Origin of the sequence: Streptomyces sp. NPDC085927 (assembly GCF_044540975.1) — a bacterium.
Taxonomy (GTDB): Bacteria; Actinomycetota; Actinomycetes; order Streptomycetales; family Streptomycetaceae; genus Streptomyces; species Streptomyces hirsutus.
Genome location: NZ_JBITSN010000003.1, coordinates 46,072 through 64,068 on the forward strand (window position 1 = coordinate 46,072; position 17,997 = coordinate 64,068).

Genomic DNA, 17,997 nt, shown 5'->3' on the forward strand with positions numbered 1-17,997 from the left:
CGGCTGCCCGGTCGTCGGGGACTGTCGTCGAAACGCACCTAGGTGGGGGAACCAACCGCATGCGCGCATTGCGAATACTGCTGATCATCGCCGTGGTCCTGGGCGGCATCTTCGTGATCGTGGACCGCCTCGCGGTCAATTTCGCGGAGGGCGAGGTGGCCGACCGGCTCAAGACGGCCGAGAACCTCGGCACCACCCCCGACGTGTCCATCAACGGTTTCCCCTTCCTCACCCAGCTCGCCGGCGGCTCCCTCGACGAGGTGCGGATCGGGATCCCGGAGTACGAGGCCGGCACCGGCGACGGCAAGCAGAACATCCGGATCGAGGACCTGCGCGCCGACATGAAGGGCGTCGAGTTCTCCGGCGACTTCAGCTCCGCCACCGCCGCCGGCGCGACCGGCACCGCGAGCGTGACCTACGACGAGCTGCTCAAGACCGCCAAGTCCGAGCCCACCCGGGTCGGCCCCGGTGTCACCGCCAGCGTCGTCGGCCTCTCCGACGGCGGCAACGGGAAGATCGAGGTCGCGGTGGAGGCCACCGTGCTCGGCACCAAGCTGCCCGAGCCGGTCTCCGTCCTCAGCTCCGTGACCGTCGTGGACGGCGACACCGTGCGGGTCCACGCGGATGCGCTGCCCTCGTTCGGCGGCATCGAGATGGCCGAGACGCGGGTGCGGGAGATCACCGACTTCGAGCAGAGGATCGACGGCCTGCCCGGCGGGATCAAGCTCGACAAGGTCGAGGCGGGGAAGTCCGGCGTCGACATCACCGTGCAGGGTTCCGACGTCCGGCTCGCCGGGTAGGTAGGTGGTCGGCAGGACCACTCCGCCCCTGAGGGGGCCCGGGGCCCGGTGGACCCAGGATGTCCGACAGGCGAGACGGAGACGTCCGTAGAGCAGATGCGAGGGCGGGCGCCGTCGGGTGCGGGGCGGGCGGAAGTGGGTCCGCCCCTCCCGTGATCCCATAGTGCGGACAATCTTGTCTCAGCATGCGACACGGCGGTGACATGCCCACCCTGTCCTCCCTACGATCGACGACATGCAGTGTCAGACGAGCGTCCTCCGAGCGCGGGGACAGGCGGATCTCACGAAGCGGCGGGCAGTGGACCTCTGCCGCGTCGCCGCCATGCTCTGTCGACCTTTCTGAGCGGGCGTCCCGCCGCCTGCATCCCCACCTCGCCCCGCCGAGGGGCATCCGTGCGCCCGCTCCCGCAGGAGTGCCGCGCACCCGCATACCCGCACGCCTCGCCGTAACTGCCCCGGAGGAGACAAGAGCATGAGCCGCAACGACGTACTGGTCGACGCCGACTGGGTCCAGGAACACCTGGACGACCCGACCATCGCCATCGTCGAGGTGGACGAGGACACCACCGCGTACGAGAAGAACCACATCAAGAACGCCATCCGGATCGACTGGACCAAGGACCTCCAGGACCCGGTCCGCCGTGACTTCGTCGACCAGGAGGGCTTCGAGAAGCTCCTGTCGGAGAAGGGCATCTCCAACGACCACACGGTTGTCCTCTACGGCGGCAACAACAACTGGTTCGCCGCGTACGCCTACTGGTACTTCAAGCTGTACGGCCACGAGAACGTCAAGCTCCTCGACGGCGGCCGCAAGAAGTGGGAGCTGGACGCCCGCGAGCTGGTCCCCGGCGACGAGGTGCCGCAGCGGGCGAAGACCGAGTACAAGGCCAAGCCGCAGGACCTGTCCATCCGTGCCTTCCGCGACGAGGTCGTGGACGCCATCGGCACGCAGAACATCGTCGACGTGCGCTCGCCCGACGAGTTCTCCGGCAAGCTGCTCGCGCCGGCGCACCTGCCGCAGGAGCAGTCGCAGCGCCCCGGCCACGTGCCGACCTCCCGCAACATCCCGTGGTCCAAGAACGCCAACGACGACGGCACCTTCAAGTCCGACGAAGAGCTCAAGGCGCTCTACGAGGACGAGCAGATCGACCTGGCCAAGGACACCATCGCCCTGTGCCGCATCGGTGAGCGCTCCGCGCTGTCCTGGTTCGTGCTGCACGAGCTGCTGGGCGTGGAGAACGTCAAGAACTACGACGGCTCCTGGACCGAGTACGGCTCCCTCGTCGGCGTGCCGATCGAGCTCGGCCCCGCCAAGTAGGCCCCCGCCCGGACCACGACCCGACCAGACCACTAGACCAGTTCAGGAGTACGCCATGTGCGGTGCGAAGGCCGGTGGCCCGGACGCCTCGACGATCAAGCCCGGCGAGACCACCATCCAGGGTCATCTGACCCGTGACGGCGAGCCGGTGACGGGCTACGTCCGTCTGCTGGACTCGACCGGCGAGTTCACCGCGGAGGTCCCGACCTCCGCGACCGGGCAGTTCCGCTTCTACGCGGCGGAGGGCACCTGGACGGTCCGCGCCCTGGTGCCCGGCGGTACCGCCGACCGCACGGTCGTCGCCCAGCAGGGCGGTCTGGCCGAGGTCGCCATCGCGGTGTGAGGGCTCTTCGGAGGGCCGCATCCCACGGACCGGACACCGGCACCGGAATGCGGCCCTTCGGCATGTCTGCGTACCCGCGTCATGCCCGCGTATCCGCGTATCCGTGCACCTGCATGCCTGCGGGTCCGGTTCTACGCTGGAGGTATGTACGCGCGCAGGCGCCATACCTACTTCGTCATGATGGGCACGTGCATCGCGCTGTTCGTCCTGGCCTGCGCCGTCGTGCGGCTCTGGTCGGTCCCGGTGGCCGTGGGGATGTGCGTGGTGGCCATGGTCATCCCGCCGTTCGCCGCCGTGGTCGCCAACCGGCGCGGCCCCGACGACCACTGGTGGGACGACCCCTCCGGCGACCCCGAGTCCGACGCGTGGTGGGACGAACTGGACGGGAAGAAGAGGCCCGGGCCCCGGTGAGCCCTCCGTGTCATCCGTCTCAGTAGACGAGCGCCTGCGTGTCGTCCGCGAGCGCCTCCTGGACGAACACCTGCGCCCCCGCGATGCGTACGCCCTCGATGACGTCCTTCTCCGTGATGTCCCGGCGCGCCGCGCACTGGGTGCACAGGGTGAGACGGCCCCCCGCGACGATCGAGTCCAGCAGGTCCGGCAGCGGCGCCGCGTGCGGCAGTTCGAACTCCGCTGCCCTGCCCGGCAGCGCGAACCACGCCGACTCCCCGGTCAGCCACAGCGAGACGTCCACACCACTGGCCACGGCCACCGCCGCCACCGTGAAGGCCTGCGAGCAGCGTTCCGGGGCATCGGCCCCGGCGGTCACCTTGATCACGAGCTTCTTCGCCATGTCCGGATCGTAGTCATCCCCCCGTCCTGCCCGTACCCGGGAGCCCGTGGCGGGACCGGCCACCGGCCCCGGTCTCCCCCGGCCACCGGGCCCGGTCTCCCCCGGCCACCGGCCCCGGCCTCCCCCGGCCACCGGGCCCGTCGTCACTCCCGCCACCGGGTGGGTGCACGTCGGGGGCGAGGGCCGGCCGCGTAAGCTGGGTGCGGTTCCGTGCACACGAACCGCACCGCACCCCGCTCAAGGAGCATCCCGTGGTTCTCTTCTACGAAATCCTGCTGGTCCTGGTCGCCGTCGGCGTTCTCGCCTTCGCCGGGCTGGCCGTGAAGAAGCTGTACCAGGGTCAGCGCTGACCGCCCACTCCAGGAACTGCCACTGATGATCGAGATCCCGTCCGACCTCCACAAGGACCTCGTACCGCTCGCCTTCCTGCTCGGCGACTGGGCGGGCGCAGGCGTGCACGACTTCCCCGGCTCCGAGAAGTGCAACTTCGGGCAGGAGGTCTCCTTCACCCACGACGGCCGTGACTTCCTGGAGTACTCCTCCCGCACCTGGGTGCTCGACGAGAACGGCGGCAAGGTACGGCCGCTCGAGTCCGAGCACGGCTTCTGGCGGATCGACGCCGACCGCAAGGTCGAGGTCACGATGACCCGCGACGACGGCGTCATCGAGATCTGGTACGGCGAGCTGGCCGACCAGAAGCCGCAGATCGACCTGGTGACGGACGCGGTCGCGCGCACCGCCGCCGCCCGGCCCTACACCGGCGGCAAGCGGCTGTACGGCTACGTCAAGAGCGACCTGATGTGGGTCGGTGAGAAGCAGACCCCCGAGGTCGAGCTGCGCCCCTACATGTCGGCGCACCTGAAGAAGGTCGTCACCCCCGAGGACGTCGAGCGCTGGGCCAAGGCCCTGCCCGACGACATGCCGGACGACGGGATCGCCTTCTTCAAGTGAGCCACCGGGCCGCCGGGCCCTTGGGCGTACGGCCCGCGGGCCCGGCGTGATCCACACCCGAGGCCCTAGACTCGTGGTGTGGTGAGCACCGACTGGAAGAGCGATCTCAGGCAGCGCGGCTACCGGCTGACGCCGCAGCGCCAACTCGTGCTCGAAGCCGTCGACACGCTGGAGCACGCGACCCCCGACGACATCCTCGTGGAAGTGCGGAAAACGGCGTCGGGGGTCAACATCTCGACCGTCTACCGCACCCTGGAGCTCCTGGAGGAGCTGGGCCTGGTCAGCCATGCCCACCTCGGGCACGGCGCCCCGACCTACCACCTCGCCGACCGGCACCACCACCTCCACCTCGTCTGCCGTGACTGCACCGAGGTCATCGAGGCGGACGTGGAGGTGGCCGCCGACTTCACGGCGAAGCTGCGCGACACCTTCGGCTTCGACACCGACATGAAGCACTTCGCGATCTTCGGCCGCTGCAAGGACTGCTCCCTGAAGGGTTCAACTACCGAGACGTAGGCTGGGGAGTATGAAGAGCCCCCTGCTGACCCTGCCCGGCGCCGTTCCCGCCGAGGGCGTGGACGAAGGCGTCGCCGCCCACTACGGCGACCTGTTCCGCGAGCAGCGTGCCCTCGCCGAAGGCACCGGCTTCGTCGACCTGTCCCACCGCGGGGTCGTCACCGTCTCCGGGCCGGAGCGGCTGAGCTGGCTGCATCTGCTGCTCACCCAGCATGTCAGCGACCTCCCGCCGCACCAGGCCACCGAGGCGCTGATCCTCTCCGCGAACGGCCACATCGAGCACGCGCTCTACCTCGTCGACGACGGCGAGACGGTCTGGGCCCACGTCGAACCCGGCACCCAGGAGGCGCTGCTCGCCTACCTGGAGTCGATGAAGTTCTTCTACCGGGTCGAAACCGCCGACCGCACCGCCGACTTCGCGGTGGTGCACCTGCCCGCCGGTTCCATCGCGGAGGTGCCCGAGGGCGTCGCCGTCCGCGAGACGGCGTACGGCCGTGATCTGTTCCTGCCCCGCGCCGAACTGGAGTCGTTCGCCGAAAAGGCCGGGCCGCCCGCCGGCATCCTCGCCCACGAGGCGCTGCGGGTCGAGCAGCACCGCCCCCGGCTCGGCTTCGAGACCGACCACCGCACCATCCCGCACGAGCTGGGCTGGATCGGCGGTGCGGTGCATCTGCAGAAGGGCTGCTACCGGGGCCAGGAGACGGTCGCCCGGGTCCAGAACCTGGGCAAGCCGCCGCGCAGGATGGTCTTCCTGCACCTGGACGGCAGCGAGGTCCATCTGCCGCCGGCCGGCACCGACCTCCGGATCGCCGACGACGGCCCGGACGGCCGCCGGATCGGCTTCGTCACCACGTCCGTACGCCACCACGAGCTGGGCCCGGTCGCCCTCGCGCTGGTCAAGCGGAACGTCCCGGTCGACGCCCGCCTGATGGCCGGGGACACGGCGGCGGCCCAGGAGACCGTGGTCGAGCCCTGATCCGCGTCGAACCCTGATCCACGTCGAGCCCCCATCGGTGTCCGGCGCGGGCCATGTCCGGTGCGGGCCGGGTCCGACGTGACGTGGATCAGATCTCGAGGAGAACGGTGAACGGGCCGTCGTTGGTCAGCGACACCCGCATCTGCGCGCCGAAGCGGCCCGTCGCCACCGTCGCGCCCAGCGCACGCAGCTGGGCGACCACCTCGTCCACCAGCGGTTCGGCGACGTCCCCGGGGGCGGCGGCGTTCCAGGTGGGGCGCCGGCCCTTTCGGGCGTCGCCGTAAAGGGTGAACTGGCTGATCACCAGAAGCGGGGCGTCGATGTCGCTGCACGACTTCTCGTCCTGGAGCATCCGCACCGACCAGAGTTTGCGGGCGAGCTGCGCCGCCTTCTCCTTGGTGTCCTCATGGGTGACGCCGACAAGGGCGCACAGCCCCTCGCCCTCGATCGCCCCCACCGTCTCGCCGTCCACGACGACGCTCGCGCCGTCCACCCTCTGCACCACTGCACGCATACGCCCATCATGCCGGTCGGCGAACAGATGACTGACGGCGGTCCGCGGAGGCCCCCAGGCGGGCTATTTTTACTCCTTACCCCCCATCTGGGGCGGATCAGGAGCACTCGGTCACACAGTGGCCGCCGGAGGTGGCACGATGCTGGCACACACCGGTCGAGGGGACGGTCGAAGCACATGAGCACACCAGGAACCGGGCAGCAGTCCGGGCCTGTCCTGCCGGCCCGGGCGGGGGTGGGAGAACGCGAGTTCCACCGCCCGCCCGCACAGCGCACGGACAGCCCGGACCTGCCCGAGGAGCACCCGGGGCCCGAGCCCGCCCTGTCCGTGCGCAGCCTGCCCGAGCTGCGCACGCTGCGCCGCGACGCCCAGCGCGACGAGGCCGACCTCAGTTATGTGCGGCGGCTGCTCCAGGGACGGATCGACATCCTGAGGGCGGAACTGGCCCGGCGTACGCCGGTGGACACGGCCTCGGTCGCCACGCCGGTGGAGGCGTCCGTCGTGGAGCGGCTCGCGGAGATCCTGCGGGACACCCCGGTGCGCCGGCGTTCGTCCGCCCGCCACGTGACCCTGGGGACGCCGCAGAGCGAGGAGTACGGGCGGCTGGCGGCGGAGATGCTCGCCGAGGTGGAGCTCTCGGACCTGGGTGCGCGTACGGACGGGGAGCTGACGGCCGCGATGGGGCGGCTGGTGCGCTACGAGCAGGAGGTCTCCCGGAGCCGGCAGCGCCTGCAGCGCACCGCCGACGACTGCAGTGCGGAGATCACGCGCCGGTACCGTGAGGGGGAGGCCCAGGTCGACGACCTGCTGGTGTGAGGCGGGCTGAGCGGGGCCGGGCCGGATGCCGGGCGGGCGGCCTGCGTCCGGTGGCCGGGCGGGCCGGGGCCGCGGGGCGGTCGGAAAAGCGCGCGACACCTCCTCAGGAGGCGACCTACGGTGAAACCATGACCCCCAGCGCCGGAACGCCCCGCACCGACATCGACGTACGCCCGATCGCCGAGACCGAGTTCGCCGACTGGAACCGGGCCCTGAACATCGGGTTCCTGCGGGAGCCCACCCCTTCCCCGGAGGCCCTCGACATACGCCGCCTGCAGTTCCTGCCGGGCCGGTCGCTGGGGGCCTTCGACGGCGGCCGCTGCGTCGCGACGTTCCGATCCTTCTCGCAGGAGCTCACCGCGGTCGGCGGGGCCGCGGTGCCGGCCGACGCCATCACGAACGTCAGCGTGACCTCCACGCACCGTCGGCGCGGTCTGCTCACCCGCATGATGGCGCAGGACCTCGCCGCCGCGAAGGAGCGCGGGGACGTCGTCGCGACCCTCATCGCCGCCGAGTACCCGATCTACGGCCGCTACGGTTTCGGCCCCGCCACCTGGGCCACCGAGTGGACCGTCGACGTTCCGCGCACCGGTCTCGACCCGCGCCGGTCCCGCCCGGAGGACGGCGGACGGGTGGACCTCGTGGACGCGGAGGACGTGAGCAAGCTCGGCCCGGAGCTGCACGAACGGGTGCGCGGGGTCCAGCCGGGCGCGGTCGACCGGAACGACCTGTGGTGGAAGACCACCACCGGAGCCATTCGCTTCCCCCTGCCGTGGAACGAGCCCTTCTTCGCGGTGTACCGCTCGGCGGGCGGCGAGGTCGAGGGCATGGTCTCCTACGCGGCGGACGACAAGTGGGGCGACTCCAAGCAGCCGTTGAACACGGCGCGGGTGCACTGGCTGCTCGCGGTGAGCCCGGCCGCGGAACGGGCGCTGTGGCGCTACCTGTGCTCGATCGACTGGGTCGTGAAGGTGAAGAGCGGCTGGCGGGCCCCCGACGACCTGCTCCCGTTCCTCCTGCCGGACCCGCGGGCCGCCGCCGTGACGACGCACGCGGACTGGCTGTGGGTGCGCGTCCTGGACGTCGTACGGGCGCTGGAGGCCCGGACGTACGAGGCGGCCGGGTCGCTGGTGCTGGAGGTGGCCGACGGTGCGGGGCTGGCCGGCGGGCGCTACCGGCTGGAGGCGTCGGCGGACGGTACCGGGACGTGCGCGGCGACCACCGAGGACGCCGATCTGACCTTGGACGTCGCCGAGTTGGCGCCGCTGTGGCTGGGTGACGAGTCGGCGGTGCGGCTGGCTGCGCTGGGCCGGGTCCGGGAAGAACGAGCGGGCGCCGCCCGTGAGGCCGACGCCCTGCTGCGTACGTCCAGGCGTCCATGGTGCCCGGACATTTTCTGAGCGCTGCCGCGCTCCCTCGGTGTCGTTCGCTCCTCCTCCCCCTCGTCCGGCGGGTGTCCGTACATCCGTAGCTGTTCTTGCCGTTCTTGTTGTTCAGTTGTGGTTGTTGCGCTGGTGCTGACCGACCGGGTTCCCGGCTCCCCTCCGGAAGGGAAGCCCGGTCGGCGGCTCGAGGAGTGGTCCCCACTGTCACCGTGATGGCCAACCTCCCGGGAGGCCCGACCATGTTGCTCAAGTTGGCGACCAACTTCTCTTAAGTTATCTCCGCTTGGATGCGGCTCATAACCACCTTTCCGTGAACTGCCAAAAGATGGCGAGAAGTTGTAGGGTTTCGGCGTGGACCCGGAATACGCCCCCGTCAATGGACGGAAGAGGCCACAGCGGCCACAGAGGACACACCGCGAGGTGGCCGACGAGTTGCGCGCCCGGATCAGGTCCGGGGAGCTGCGACCTGGCCAGCGCATGCCCACTCAGGCGAAGCTCGCGGACGAGTTCGGCGTCGAGCGCGGTGCCGTACGCCAGGCACTGCGCATCCTGCAGTCCGAGCAGTTGCTCACCAACGTCGCCAAGGGCGCCCCGGCGACCGTCGCCGGCCGCCCCGGCGGGGCGCTGACCGGGCCGGAAGCGCCGCCCCAGCCCACCACGGCGGCCCTCGCACCCCGTATCGCCGCCGCCTTCGAGGCCGAGCACGTCGAGATCGACGCCGTCTGCCTGACCGCGATATCCCTCACCCTCGCCATCGGCGAACCGCTGCGTCAGATCCATGCCGGACGGATGAAACCGGCCAAGGTCGACGTCCGCGTCCTGCTGCCCGGAAGGAACATCGACCTCGCCTTCCCGGTGGCGGTCGAGGACTCCGCCAACGGCCGGGGCGGTGACCGTCACGGTGGCCGGGGCGAGGACCCCGTGCACGAGCGGTGGCTGGCGATGCGCAACGCCCAGGGGCAGGTGCTCCGGCACAGTCTGCTCGCCCTGCGTGCCACCCACGGCATCGACGTGCGGGTCTCCTTCCGGGCGCTGCCTTTCACCCCGCCGGTGAAGCTGTACCTGCTCAATGACGTGGAGGCGCTGTTCGCCTACTACACGCTGTCCCGCAGCGAGGCGCAGATCGACCAGGAGAACGTTCAGATGTACGACGCGCAGGGCACCCGCTCCGCGCTGTTCGCGTTCGAGCAGGGCGCCGGGATGCGGGACAGCGCCTTCGTGACGCAGTCCCGGCTGTGGTTCAACGCGTTGTGGGAGACCATCAGTTCGGAGTTGCAGCTCACGAGCTGACGTCTCCCTGCCCCCATGGGCAGGGGCCCGGCGGGTACGGGTGGTTCAGAGTGCGGGCCGCGCCATCAGCAGCGCGAGCAGGACGGCTCCGGCGGAGCTGACGCCCGGGCTGTGGGCCTTGATGCCGACGGTGAGCAGCAGCAGGCCGATGATGCCGGCGATGCCGTACTTCCATTCGACGTACTGCTCGAGGGTGACGACGAGGACCGCGGAGATGAGAGCGAGGACTGGCACGATGTTCCCCCTTCGTGCTGCTTCGTGCTTTCCTGTGGGCGGAAGCGGAACCTCCGCCAACTCGGTCAAGTTGGTTGCCAACTCTAGCTAGGTTGTCCCCACTTGGCAGGTACTTATAAACAACTTTCAAGCAACTCCCCATAGATGGATCAAAGTTGTAGCGTTTGGTCGTGACCCAGGAGAACGTCGCAGTGAACGGCAACAGCAGGAACTCGCCCCAGGAGATCGCCGACATCCTGCGCGAACGTATCCGCGCCGGGGAGCTCAGGGCCGGCGAACGCCTGCCCACCCAGGCCGAGCTCGCCGAGGAGTTCGGCGTGGAACGCGGCGTCGTCCGCCAGGCACTGCGCGTTCTCGCGGACGACGGTCTGCTCAGCAACGTCAGCAAGGGCAGCCCGCCCCGGATCGCCGAACCGGCCCCGGCGTCGGACGAGCCCCAGCCGACCATGGTCGGTCTCGCCCCCCGTCTCACCGAGGCCTTCTCCGCACCCCACGTCCGTATCGACGTCGTGTCCCACACCTCCGAGACGCTGATGGTCGCCATCGGTGAACCCGTCCGGCTGATCCACGAGGGAAGACTCCGCCCCGAGTCGATCGAGTTCCGCGTCCTCCTGCCGTCCCGGACCATCAACCTGGCCTTCCCCGTCCTGGTCGACGAGGACGCCGACGGCGACGACCCGGTCCACGAGCGCTGGCTGCAGATGCGCAACGCCCAGGCCCAGGTGCTCCAGCACAACCTGCAGGCCGTCCGCCACACCCACGGCATCGACGTCCACGTCAGGTTCCGCGCCCTGCCCTTCACCCCGCCGATGAAGCTCTACCTGCTCAACGGCCAGGAGGCACTGATCGGTTACTACCTGCTCGCCAGGCGCGAGGAGGAGTGGGGCTCCCAGACCCTGGACATGTACGACGCCCTCGGCTCCCAGTCCCTGCTCTTCTCCTTCACCAAGCAGACCGGACAGCGGGACCAGGCGTTCGTGGAGGAATCCCAGAAGTGGTTCGACGCCCTCTGGGAAACCATCACCACGGACCTGACACTCTCCTAGTGACTTCTGATGCGACGCAGACCGAACCGGTGACACACGAGACCGATAACGACCGGAACGACCGGAACGACCTCAGCGGCCTCAGCGATTTCGGCGACCCGGACGCACCGAACGAACTGCGTGAGCTGATCAGCGGCGCCCGTGTCGTGCTGTGGGACTTCGACGGGCCCATCTGCCGCCTCTTCGCAGGGCACTCGGCCGACAGGGTGGCGCGGGACCTCGTCGAGTGGCTGGAGGGCCGGGGCCTGCACGGCCTGCTCACCGAGCCCGAACGCGAATCGCTGGACCCGCACGCGGTACTCCGCGCCGTCGACCGCAGACACCCGGGCAGCGACCTGGTGGCCGAGCTGGAGGCACGGCTCACCCGGGAGGAAATGCTGGCCGCGTCCTCGGCATGGCCCACCGCCTACGCCGACCCGCTGATCCGCACCTGGACCGCGGTGGGCTCCAGGCCGGCCATCGCGACGAACAACTCCCCCCGCGTGGTCCGCAAGTACCTCGCCGACCGCGGTCTCCTCGGCTGCTTCGCCCCCCACATCTACGGCCGGACCCAGCAGCTCAGCCGGCTCAAGCCGGACCCCCACTGCATCAACCGCGCCCTGAACGCCATGGGCGCCGCCCCGGACTCCGCCCTGATGATCGGCGACACCCCCTCCGACTTCCACGCCGCCACAGCGGCCGGCGTGCCCTTCCTCGGCTACGCCCGCAACGAGAAGAAGGAAAAGATCCTGCAAGCCGCGGGCGCCACCGTGATCCTGTCCTCCCTGGAACCCGTCCTCACCCTGCTCCGCACGGCACCTCAGGCCTGAACCACCAGCAGGGCCGGTGGCAGGGCCGGTGGCAGGACGGCGCCGACGGCACACCCGTCCTGCCGAATCCGCGCCCACCCGCCGATGAGAAGCAGGAGCACCGGACCGGCCGCACCGAGTTCCTTCTCCGCGACCAGTCGCAGGAGCGGCAGGGGTTCGAAGCGGTAGGGAATCCGCTCTCCGCCGAGGTGTGAGCCGCTTTCGGTCCGCCTTCCGCTAGCATGCCCGCACCGACCGAGCAGACGCTCTCCGGAGCTCGTATCAAGAGGCTGACAAGCCCATCTCCGACGAGCCCGCGGGGGCCTCACGCGGAGCGGTGGTACACCCCCCAGTGCGCCCGGCGCGCCGCTCCGCCGCCCATCGTTCCTCATGCGTGATAACCGGCCTCGTGCCTACCGTTTGCCATGTCGTGACTCTCCTCGCACTTCCGGAGTGGCCAGTGGGCGTGTCCCCCCTTCCCCGTCCCGCCCTCGGGGAACGTCCCGCGTCCTCACCGGGGCACCGCGCCTTCGTCGACCTGGCCGCACGGGCGGGTCAGGCGATCAGCGGTCACCACCATCAGAACTACGTCGTGCCGGTCACACCCGCCATGGCGAAACCGCTGGGCCGCGAGGCCGGTACGTCCGTGACCGTGCGGATCCGCCGTACCACGGCGTTGTCGGTGGTGATCAGGACATGGCAGAACGAGCAGGAGATCCTCGACGCCGTCAGAGGGGCCCTGCCGTACGTGCCGGAGGTCCTGGCCAGGGGAGACGACTTCGCGATCCACAGCTATGTGGAAGGAGTCCCGCTCTCCGGCGTCTGCGGGAACGGTGAACCCGTCGACTCCCTGCTCGTCCGGGAACTGGCCCGGCTTCTGGCCGGTATGGCGCTGGTGCGCCGTAACGGGCTTCCTCCCCTACCGTCGGCCTGGCCCCGCAACGACACGGACAGCCAAGGCTTTCTGCGCACGCTGACGCATCTCGCGGATCAACAGATCAGAGAGCCCAACTGGGCATCGTTCGGTGGACTGTTCGTGGCCCTGGGCATTCCCGAGGACGCTCTGCTCAGGCTGGCCGAGCGGGTTCCCGCCATGGCGCGGCGACCGTACAGCCTGCTCCACGCCGACCTGCACCGCGACAACCTGATCCTGTCCTGCACCGGCGACCGGCCGCCCGTCTGCGTCGACTGGGAGCTGGCGACCTACGGTGACCCGCTGCACGACCTGGCGACCCACCTGGTGCGGATGCGGTATCCGGCACACCAGCTTTCCGAGGTGGTGGACGCCTGGGCGGACGCCATGCGCGAGGTCCGCCCGAACGCCGTCAACGGCCTGGGCAAGGACCTGTGCCACTACCTGGCCTTCGAGCGCGCCCAGTCCGTGTACCCCGACGTCATACGGGCGGCGCGGTCCCTCGAGGAGTCGTTCACCCAGAACAGGCTGGACGAGGCGACGGCGGAGGTGCGCAGGGCCCTGGAGGCGGCTGCCGAGCCGCTGCGGCTCAGGAACGTGCCGGGGGAGAGGGAGATCGAGCGGGCGCTGTTCCGCCGGCTCGCGGCCCGCCCTGATGAGAGCGGTGCCGGCCGCAGCCTGAGGGGCAGAGCCTTCACCTGGGAACCGGACCGGCGCCTCGAGCAGCCCGCGGACTTCCCCGAGGCCGCGGTGCGGGAGGCCCTGGAGCTCGAGGGAGCGGCTCCGGCCGGCCGTGTCTTCAAGGGCACCGCTCACCTCAACACGGTGGTGCGGGTGCCGAGCATCGACCGCCCCGTGGTCGTCCGCCGGAAGCTGCCCGACGTATGCAGCCGGGAACGCGGCATCCTCAGCGAGCACGCCGTCCTGCGGCTCATCGAACAAGCGCCCGTCCCGGTGGCCGTGCCGAGGGCCCTGGCGCTCGGAGTCAGCCACTCGGACGATCCCTTCACCATTCACACCTACGAGGGCCCCGCCGATGCCGGCAGCCCTCCGAACCATCCGGTCGACGGTCTGCTGCCGCACGAGGCGGACGGTCTCGTGGACCAGCTCTGCGCCCTGACACGGGTGGACTGCACACCACTCGATCCGCTGGCCGGGACCGAAGGGTCCTACCCCTCGCTCAAAGACCAACTGGTCCTGCTGGTGGCCGGACTTCCGGAGCGTTCACAACGGCTGGCGCGGCATCTCGGACTCCCGGACGCCGACCGCCTCCGGCAGCTCCTGTCCCGCCACGAGGTGAGCCACCGCAAGCCCTCCCTGCTGCACGGCGATCTCAACCCGTGGAACCTGGTGCGCAGGGACGACGCCTTCGCGCTGACCATCATCGACTGGGAGATGGCCCTGGTCGGCGACCCCCTCTACGACCTGGTGCGCCACATGCACCTGACGCCCACCCGCCCGGAGATCCGCGAACGGATGTTCCGCCGCTGGGAACGCCGGCTGCCGCCCGAACGCACTCGGGACTGGCAGAAGGACTGGCAGGTGTACCGCTGGCTGGAGATCGTGCGCTCCGCCTACATCGACCTCGACCGCATCGTGACCGGAGCGAGCCTGGACGCCCCCAACGTCCGGCGTGCGGTGGACTCCTACGCCATAACGCTGGCGGTGGCGACCGGGACGCTGGGCCTGCCGACCCGTACCACCACCCCTTCCCGTCTTGCCCGGGGCCTGGTGTAGGTGGCCCATGAACCTTCCGAAAGCTGTGGTGGCCGACGGAACGCGACGCTCCGTCGGCCACTGCGCGCGGAGGGGGTTCGGCATGCCGGAGCGCGTGAACGGGGCGGCGGACGGAGGGGCGGGGCAGCGACTGCGGCGCTTCCAGGAACGCTTCGGGCCCGCGGCGACCCGGGTCGTCGTCCGGTGCGAGTACCGGTACCACCCCGGCATCCCCCGCGACAAGATCTGCATCTTCAACCGGGCCCAGGTCCTGCACGGCCTCTACGACGTCTCCGCGCGTATGCGTATCGAATCCCCGGGCTTCGAGTACTTCGACCCCAACGGCTGCATGACCGAACTCAACGTCTGGTCGCGCGAGGGGACCCCCGCGGCCGACGCCGCGGTGGCCACCTGGATCAAGCACTTCGACGACCTGGGGGCACTGGCGGCGGTCCCGCGGTGGCGCCGGTCCACGGCCGTGCAGACCGGGCGCCGGAGGAGTCGCCGGACGGCCGGGGCGTATCTGTCACACGTCGTCCGGCCTCCCCTGCCGCCGAGGAATTGTCATGGCCCGAAATCTCGTGCGACCATCCCGGGTCGTCCTGTGTCCTGGGCCCTCCCGTTCCGGGGACCTGATGACTGCCGGTGCGAGAAGGCCGTACCCGGGGCTCCTCCCGGGGCCCGGAGGAGAGTCGTGTGAGCGAGACCGAGGTCACCACCGCACCGCGTCCCCTGCTGCTGGCCGACGGCCGGCCGGCCCTCCACGCGTGGTCGCTGGACCCGGCCCTGCGGCACCTCAACCACGGTTCGTTCGGGGCGGTCCCGCTGGTGGCGCAGGAGCACCAGCAGCGGGTGCGGAAGGAGATGGAGAGCGCGCCGGTGGTCTGGTTCCCCGCGCTGCCGCAGCGGCTCGCGGAGGCCAGGGCCGACCTCGCCGCGTTCCTCGGGGCGGACCCCGGCGACCTCGCCCTGGTGCCGAACGCGAGCGCCGGCGCCAGCGTCGTCTACGCCAACCTCGCACGCCGCCACGGCGGGGAGATCGTCGTCACCGACCACGGCTACGGCGCCGTCACCATGGGCGCCGAACGCCTGGCACGCCGCTGGGGCGGCCGGGTCCGCACGGCCGCGGTGCCGCTGGACGCGGACGAGGAGCAGGCGTACGAGGCCGTGGCCGCCGAGCTGAGCGACGCCACCGACCTCGTGGTCGTCGACCAGATCACCTCGCCGACCGCCCGCCGCATGCCGGTGGAGCGGATCGGCGCCGAGACGCGGCGACGCGGTGTCCCGCTGCTCGTCGACGGCGCGCACGCGCCGGGGCTGATCGCCGCCCCGTTCGCCGGGCCGGCCTGCGACTTCTGGGTCGGCAACCTGCACAAGTGGGCCTGCGCACCGCGCGGCACCGCCGCCCTGGTCGCCCGCGGCCCGCAGCGGGACGACCTGTATCCGCTGATCGACTCATGGGGGGCCGAGGACCCGTACCCCGACCGCTTCGACCAGCAGGGCACGGTCGACGCCACCGGCCCTCTCGCCGCCGCCACCGCGATCGACTTCGTCGAGAGCACCTGGGGCTGGCCCGCCGCCCGCCGCTACATGGACGACCTGGCCGATTACGCCGAGCGGACCATCGGTGCCGCGCTCGCCGGCCTGACGGGCTTCGACGGCCCGGTGGACGTCGGCATGCCCGTGCCCGGGATGCGGTTGGTGCGGCTGCCCGAGGGACTGGCCGACAGCCGCGTCGCGGCCGACGCGCTGCGCGACCGGGCGGCCGGGGAGCTGGGGGCGGAGGCCGCCTTCACCAGTTTCGACGGCGTCGGCTATCTGCGGCTCTCCGCCCACGTCTACAACACCGCCGAGGACTACGACTACTTCGCCGAGCACTGCGTTCCGATCCTCGGGGAGTGGGCCCGCGCGGCCCGTGCACAGCGGCGGCACCGCGCTTCCTAGACCCTGTCGTCGAACCCGGGCCCCGGCCCCGTCCGGATGTTCCGCGGCGGGTCCGCCCTCGCCGGCCGCCACATCGTCCAGGGCCTGATCTCGGGCGCGGTGAAGGGCTGAACCGCCGGTCCGGGCGGGTCCGGGCCGGCCTGGGCGGAAAAACCAGTGGGCGGTTCGAGCCCGGCCCTCCTACGTTCGGGCGCATGGCTGATGAGTGCTTCGGGCATCCGCGCCTCGCCGCGGTGTATGACGTCCTCGACCCCGACCGCGGCGATCTCGACGCCTACGTCGAGCTGGCGGAAGAGGGCGGGGTGCGGCGGGTGCTGGACATCGGCTGCGGGACGGGGGTGTTCGCGCTCCTGTTGGCCGGCCGCGGACTCGAGGTCGTCGGAGTCGATCCCGCCCGGGCGTCCCTCGACGTGGCCCGGGGCAAGCCGGGCAGCGGGCGAGTGCGCTGGATCTGCGGTGACGCGACGGCGCTTCCGCCGCTGCGGGTCGACCTGGCGACCATGACGGCGAACGTCGCCCAGGCCGTCGTCGATCCGCGGAGGTGGCGGGAGACCCTGCGGGGCGCCCACGAAGCACTGCGGCCCGGCGGACGTCTGGTCTTCGAGACCCGGGACCCGGCCGCCCGTGCCTGGGAGGAATGGAACCGTGCGGCTTCGTACGGCGTGACGGACGTTCCGGGGGCCGGCGCGGTCGAGAGCTGGGTCGAGCTGGTCGAGGTGGCGTGGCCGCTGGTGACGTTCCGCTGGACCTATGTGTTCGCCGCGGACGGGCAGGTGCTGACCTCGGATTCCACGCTGCGTTTCCGTGAGCGGGAGGAGATCGCGACGGAACTGGCCGCGCAGGGTTACGTGGTGGAGGACGTACGCGACGCTCCCGACCGGCCGGGCAGGGAGTTCGTCTTCGTCGCGCGGCAGGCGTAGGGGCACGTGGCGGGCACGGTGACCGGGTTCAGCGGCAGAGGGCCGTGACGGTGTCGTCGAAATCCGGGAACTCGCGCGCCGCCTGCTGCATCACGGAACCCGCCGACGCGCGGAAGGGCGCCGCGTACTGTTCCGCGACGGCCGTCAGCTCACGATCGGGACGCGGTCCCCGGTCGGGCTCGTAGGGGGTGGCCGCCTCCCAGGGGCCGTAGCCGTCGGCCAGCAGCCACAGGAAGGCGTTCAGGTCGCTCGCGACGACGCCCGTCTCCCCCTCGGAGCCGAGGAAGACGACCGGCTGACCGGCCGTCGTCCGGCCCGGGCGCACCAGCCAGAACGCCGCGTACCCGCCGGAGCCGTCCTGGCCGAACACCCGGAACGCGTCACCGTTCAGCTCGCCGTTGCCCGTCCAGGCCCGGAACCACTCCGTCGTCCCGTCGGCGGAGAGGAATTCCGTGAAGGGCTCGAAGTCGATGCCGCCCTCGCCGATACGGCCGGACCGGACCGACATCGCTGCGGAGAGCGGGGGAGGAAACCGGCGGTCTTCGTTCGACGTCATGCGGCCAGACCAGCCGGCCTTGGGCGAGGTCCGGCTCGTGGACCTGGAGAGGCTGTACCGGGGCTCGTAGCGTCCGTCCCGGTTCGGGCAGGCAGGTCGGCGAGGGGACCTGGGAGGCCTGAGCGGCTTGGGAGGACGAGACGGCAAGGGCAAGGAGAGAAACCGTCTCCTTGCCCTT

The 17,997-nt window shown here is 70.8% G+C and carries 21 protein-coding genes; 17 read left to right on the plus strand and 4 right to left on the minus strand.

What is annotated here, in order from left to right; all coding sequences use genetic code 11:
* The first annotated feature begins 59 nt into the window (after positions 1-59).
* From ACIF80_RS09135 to ACIF80_RS09155, 5 genes are all read left to right on the plus strand, one after another.
* Positions 60-800: a DUF2993 domain-containing protein gene (locus ACIF80_RS09135; RefSeq protein ID WP_399801403.1), complete on the plus strand. Its 741-nt coding sequence runs from the start codon at positions 60-62 to the stop codon at positions 798-800.
* 235 nt (positions 801-1,035) lie between these two features.
* Entirely contained in the window at positions 1,036-1,143 is a 108-nt protein-coding gene (locus ACIF80_RS09140) for an Ms5788A family Cys-rich leader peptide (protein WP_350849312.1), read from the plus strand.
* 129 nt (positions 1,144-1,272) lie between these two features.
* Positions 1,273-2,118: a sulfurtransferase gene (locus ACIF80_RS09145; RefSeq protein WP_399801406.1), complete on the plus strand. Its 846-nt coding sequence runs from the start codon at positions 1,273-1,275 to the stop codon at positions 2,116-2,118.
* 55 nt (positions 2,119-2,173) lie between these two features.
* Positions 2,174-2,461 (plus strand): DUF1416 domain-containing protein, encoded by a 288-nt coding sequence (locus ACIF80_RS09150; RefSeq protein WP_055606626.1) that lies wholly within the window; start codon positions 2,174-2,176, stop codon positions 2,459-2,461.
* 144 nt (positions 2,462-2,605) lie between these two features.
* Positions 2,606-2,872 carry a DUF3099 domain-containing protein gene (locus tag ACIF80_RS09155; RefSeq protein WP_399801409.1) on the plus strand — a complete coding sequence of 89 codons (267 nt, stop codon included), beginning with the start codon at positions 2,606-2,608 and terminating at the stop codon, positions 2,870-2,872.
* A gap of 19 nt (positions 2,873-2,891) precedes the next feature.
* Here the strand turns inward: ACIF80_RS09155 and ACIF80_RS09160 are convergent, their stop codons facing one another.
* Positions 2,892-3,254 (minus strand): DsrE family protein, encoded by a 363-nt coding sequence (locus tag ACIF80_RS09160; protein ID WP_042174837.1) that lies wholly within the window; start codon positions 3,252-3,254, stop codon positions 2,892-2,894.
* A 375-nt stretch (positions 3,255-3,629) separates the two neighbouring features.
* On the opposite strand from ACIF80_RS09160, the gene ACIF80_RS09165 reads away from it, so the two are divergent.
* The 3 genes from ACIF80_RS09165 to ACIF80_RS09175 all read left to right on the plus strand — a co-directional run bounded on the left by ACIF80_RS09165 (position 3,630) and on the right by ACIF80_RS09175 (position 5,697).
* Complete coding sequence (locus ACIF80_RS09165; RefSeq protein WP_399801413.1) at positions 3,630-4,205, plus strand: FABP family protein; 576 nt, start codon at positions 3,630-3,632, stop codon at positions 4,203-4,205.
* 78 nt (positions 4,206-4,283) lie between these two features.
* The gene (locus ACIF80_RS09170; RefSeq protein ID WP_399801414.1) at positions 4,284-4,721 is read left to right on the plus strand and encodes a Fur family transcriptional regulator; all 438 of its coding nucleotides are present in this window, start codon (positions 4,284-4,286) and stop codon (positions 4,719-4,721) included.
* A gap of 10 nt (positions 4,722-4,731) precedes the next feature.
* Entirely contained in the window at positions 4,732-5,697 is a 966-nt protein-coding gene (locus tag ACIF80_RS09175) for a YgfZ/GcvT domain-containing protein (protein ID WP_399801417.1), read from the plus strand.
* An 88-nt stretch (positions 5,698-5,785) separates the two neighbouring features.
* Here the strand turns inward: ACIF80_RS09175 and dtd are convergent, their stop codons facing one another.
* Complete coding sequence (gene dtd, locus ACIF80_RS09180) at positions 5,786-6,211, minus strand: D-aminoacyl-tRNA deacylase (protein ID WP_399801420.1); 426 nt, start codon at positions 6,209-6,211, stop codon at positions 5,786-5,788.
* 177 nt (positions 6,212-6,388) lie between these two features.
* On the opposite strand from dtd, the gene ACIF80_RS09185 reads away from it, so the two are divergent.
* The 3 genes from ACIF80_RS09185 to ACIF80_RS09195 all read left to right on the plus strand — a co-directional run bounded on the left by ACIF80_RS09185 (position 6,389) and on the right by ACIF80_RS09195 (position 9,702).
* Positions 6,389-7,027, plus strand: a complete 639-nt coding sequence (locus tag ACIF80_RS09185) for an aerial mycelium formation protein (protein ID WP_399801422.1) — start codon at positions 6,389-6,391, stop codon at positions 7,025-7,027.
* Between the two features lie 128 nt (positions 7,028-7,155).
* Positions 7,156-8,427: a GNAT family N-acetyltransferase gene (locus ACIF80_RS09190; protein WP_399801425.1), complete on the plus strand. Its 1,272-nt coding sequence runs from the start codon at positions 7,156-7,158 to the stop codon at positions 8,425-8,427.
* A 336-nt stretch (positions 8,428-8,763) separates the two neighbouring features.
* Positions 8,764-9,702, plus strand: coding sequence for a FadR/GntR family transcriptional regulator (locus ACIF80_RS09195; RefSeq protein ID WP_399801428.1), 939 nt, complete (start codon positions 8,764-8,766; stop codon positions 9,700-9,702).
* A 45-nt stretch (positions 9,703-9,747) separates the two neighbouring features.
* Here ACIF80_RS09195 and ACIF80_RS09200 read toward each other — a convergent pair whose 3' ends face one another.
* On the minus strand, positions 9,748-9,936 hold the full coding sequence (locus ACIF80_RS09200; RefSeq protein WP_399801431.1) for a hypothetical protein: 189 nt from the start codon (positions 9,934-9,936) through the stop codon (positions 9,748-9,750).
* A gap of 164 nt (positions 9,937-10,100) precedes the next feature.
* Here ACIF80_RS09200 and ACIF80_RS09205 point away from each other — a divergent pair, with 164 nt between their 5' ends.
* From ACIF80_RS09205 to ACIF80_RS09230, 6 genes are all read left to right on the plus strand, one after another.
* A complete protein-coding gene (locus tag ACIF80_RS09205; protein WP_399801433.1) occupies positions 10,101-10,982 on the plus strand; it encodes a GntR family transcriptional regulator in 882 nt (293 codons plus the stop codon).
* A complete protein-coding gene (locus tag ACIF80_RS09210; RefSeq protein WP_399801435.1) occupies positions 10,931-11,791 on the plus strand; it encodes an HAD family hydrolase in 861 nt (286 codons plus the stop codon). The genes ACIF80_RS09205 and ACIF80_RS09210 overlap by 52 nt, the downstream gene beginning before the upstream one ends.
* 439 nt (positions 11,792-12,230) lie before the next feature.
* On the plus strand, positions 12,231-14,420 hold the full coding sequence (locus ACIF80_RS09215; protein WP_399801438.1) for a phosphotransferase family protein: 2,190 nt from the start codon (positions 12,231-12,233) through the stop codon (positions 14,418-14,420).
* A gap of 82 nt (positions 14,421-14,502) precedes the next feature.
* On the plus strand, positions 14,503-15,099 hold the full coding sequence (locus ACIF80_RS09220) for a hypothetical protein (RefSeq protein WP_399801441.1): 597 nt from the start codon (positions 14,503-14,505) through the stop codon (positions 15,097-15,099).
* Entirely contained in the window at positions 15,096-16,343 is a 1,248-nt protein-coding gene (locus ACIF80_RS09225) for an aminotransferase class V-fold PLP-dependent enzyme (protein ID WP_399801443.1), read from the plus strand. The genes ACIF80_RS09220 and ACIF80_RS09225 overlap by 4 nt, the downstream gene beginning before the upstream one ends.
* Before the next feature lie 194 nt (positions 16,344-16,537).
* Complete coding sequence (locus ACIF80_RS09230) at positions 16,538-17,263, plus strand: class I SAM-dependent methyltransferase (protein ID WP_399801446.1); 726 nt, start codon at positions 16,538-16,540, stop codon at positions 17,261-17,263.
* Between the two features lie 28 nt (positions 17,264-17,291).
* Here the strand turns inward: ACIF80_RS09230 and ACIF80_RS09235 are convergent, their stop codons facing one another.
* Positions 17,292-17,819 (minus strand): SMI1/KNR4 family protein, encoded by a 528-nt coding sequence (locus ACIF80_RS09235; protein ID WP_399801449.1) that lies wholly within the window; start codon positions 17,817-17,819, stop codon positions 17,292-17,294.
* Positions 17,820-17,997 lie beyond the last annotated feature (178 nt).

Bases quoted from the DNA above. Each gene is read 5' to 3' on its own strand.
- ACIF80_RS09185 (WP_399801422.1), top strand. From the start codon at position 6,389: ATGAGCACACCAGGAACCGGGCAGCAGTCCGGGCCTGTCCTGCCGGCC.
- ACIF80_RS09175 (WP_399801417.1), top strand. From the start codon at position 4,732: ATGAAGAGCCCCCTGCTGACCCTGCCCGGCGCCGTTCCCGCCGAGGGC.
- ACIF80_RS09155 (WP_399801409.1), top strand. From the start codon at position 2,606: ATGTACGCGCGCAGGCGCCATACCTACTTCGTCATGATGGGCACGTGC.
- ACIF80_RS09190 (WP_399801425.1), top strand. From the start codon at position 7,156: ATGACCCCCAGCGCCGGAACGCCCCGCACCGACATCGACGTACGCCCG.
- ACIF80_RS09220 (WP_399801441.1), top strand. From the start codon at position 14,503: ATGCCGGAGCGCGTGAACGGGGCGGCGGACGGAGGGGCGGGGCAGCGA.
- ACIF80_RS09235 (WP_399801449.1), bottom strand. From the start codon at position 17,819: ATGACGTCGAACGAAGACCGCCGGTTTCCTCCCCCGCTCTCCGCAGCG.
- ACIF80_RS09230 (WP_399801446.1), top strand. From the start codon at position 16,538: ATGGCTGATGAGTGCTTCGGGCATCCGCGCCTCGCCGCGGTGTATGAC.
- ACIF80_RS09145 (WP_399801406.1), top strand. From the start codon at position 1,273: ATGAGCCGCAACGACGTACTGGTCGACGCCGACTGGGTCCAGGAACAC.
- ACIF80_RS09160 (WP_042174837.1), bottom strand. From the start codon at position 3,254: ATGGCGAAGAAGCTCGTGATCAAGGTGACCGCCGGGGCCGATGCCCCG.
- ACIF80_RS09150 (WP_055606626.1), top strand. From the start codon at position 2,174: ATGTGCGGTGCGAAGGCCGGTGGCCCGGACGCCTCGACGATCAAGCCC.
- ACIF80_RS09135 (WP_399801403.1), top strand. From the start codon at position 60: ATGCGCGCATTGCGAATACTGCTGATCATCGCCGTGGTCCTGGGCGGC.
- dtd (WP_399801420.1), bottom strand. From the start codon at position 6,211: ATGCGTGCAGTGGTGCAGAGGGTGGACGGCGCGAGCGTCGTCGTGGAC.
- ACIF80_RS09165 (WP_399801413.1), top strand. From the start codon at position 3,630: ATGATCGAGATCCCGTCCGACCTCCACAAGGACCTCGTACCGCTCGCC.
- ACIF80_RS09140 (WP_350849312.1), top strand. From the start codon at position 1,036: ATGCAGTGTCAGACGAGCGTCCTCCGAGCGCGGGGACAGGCGGATCTC.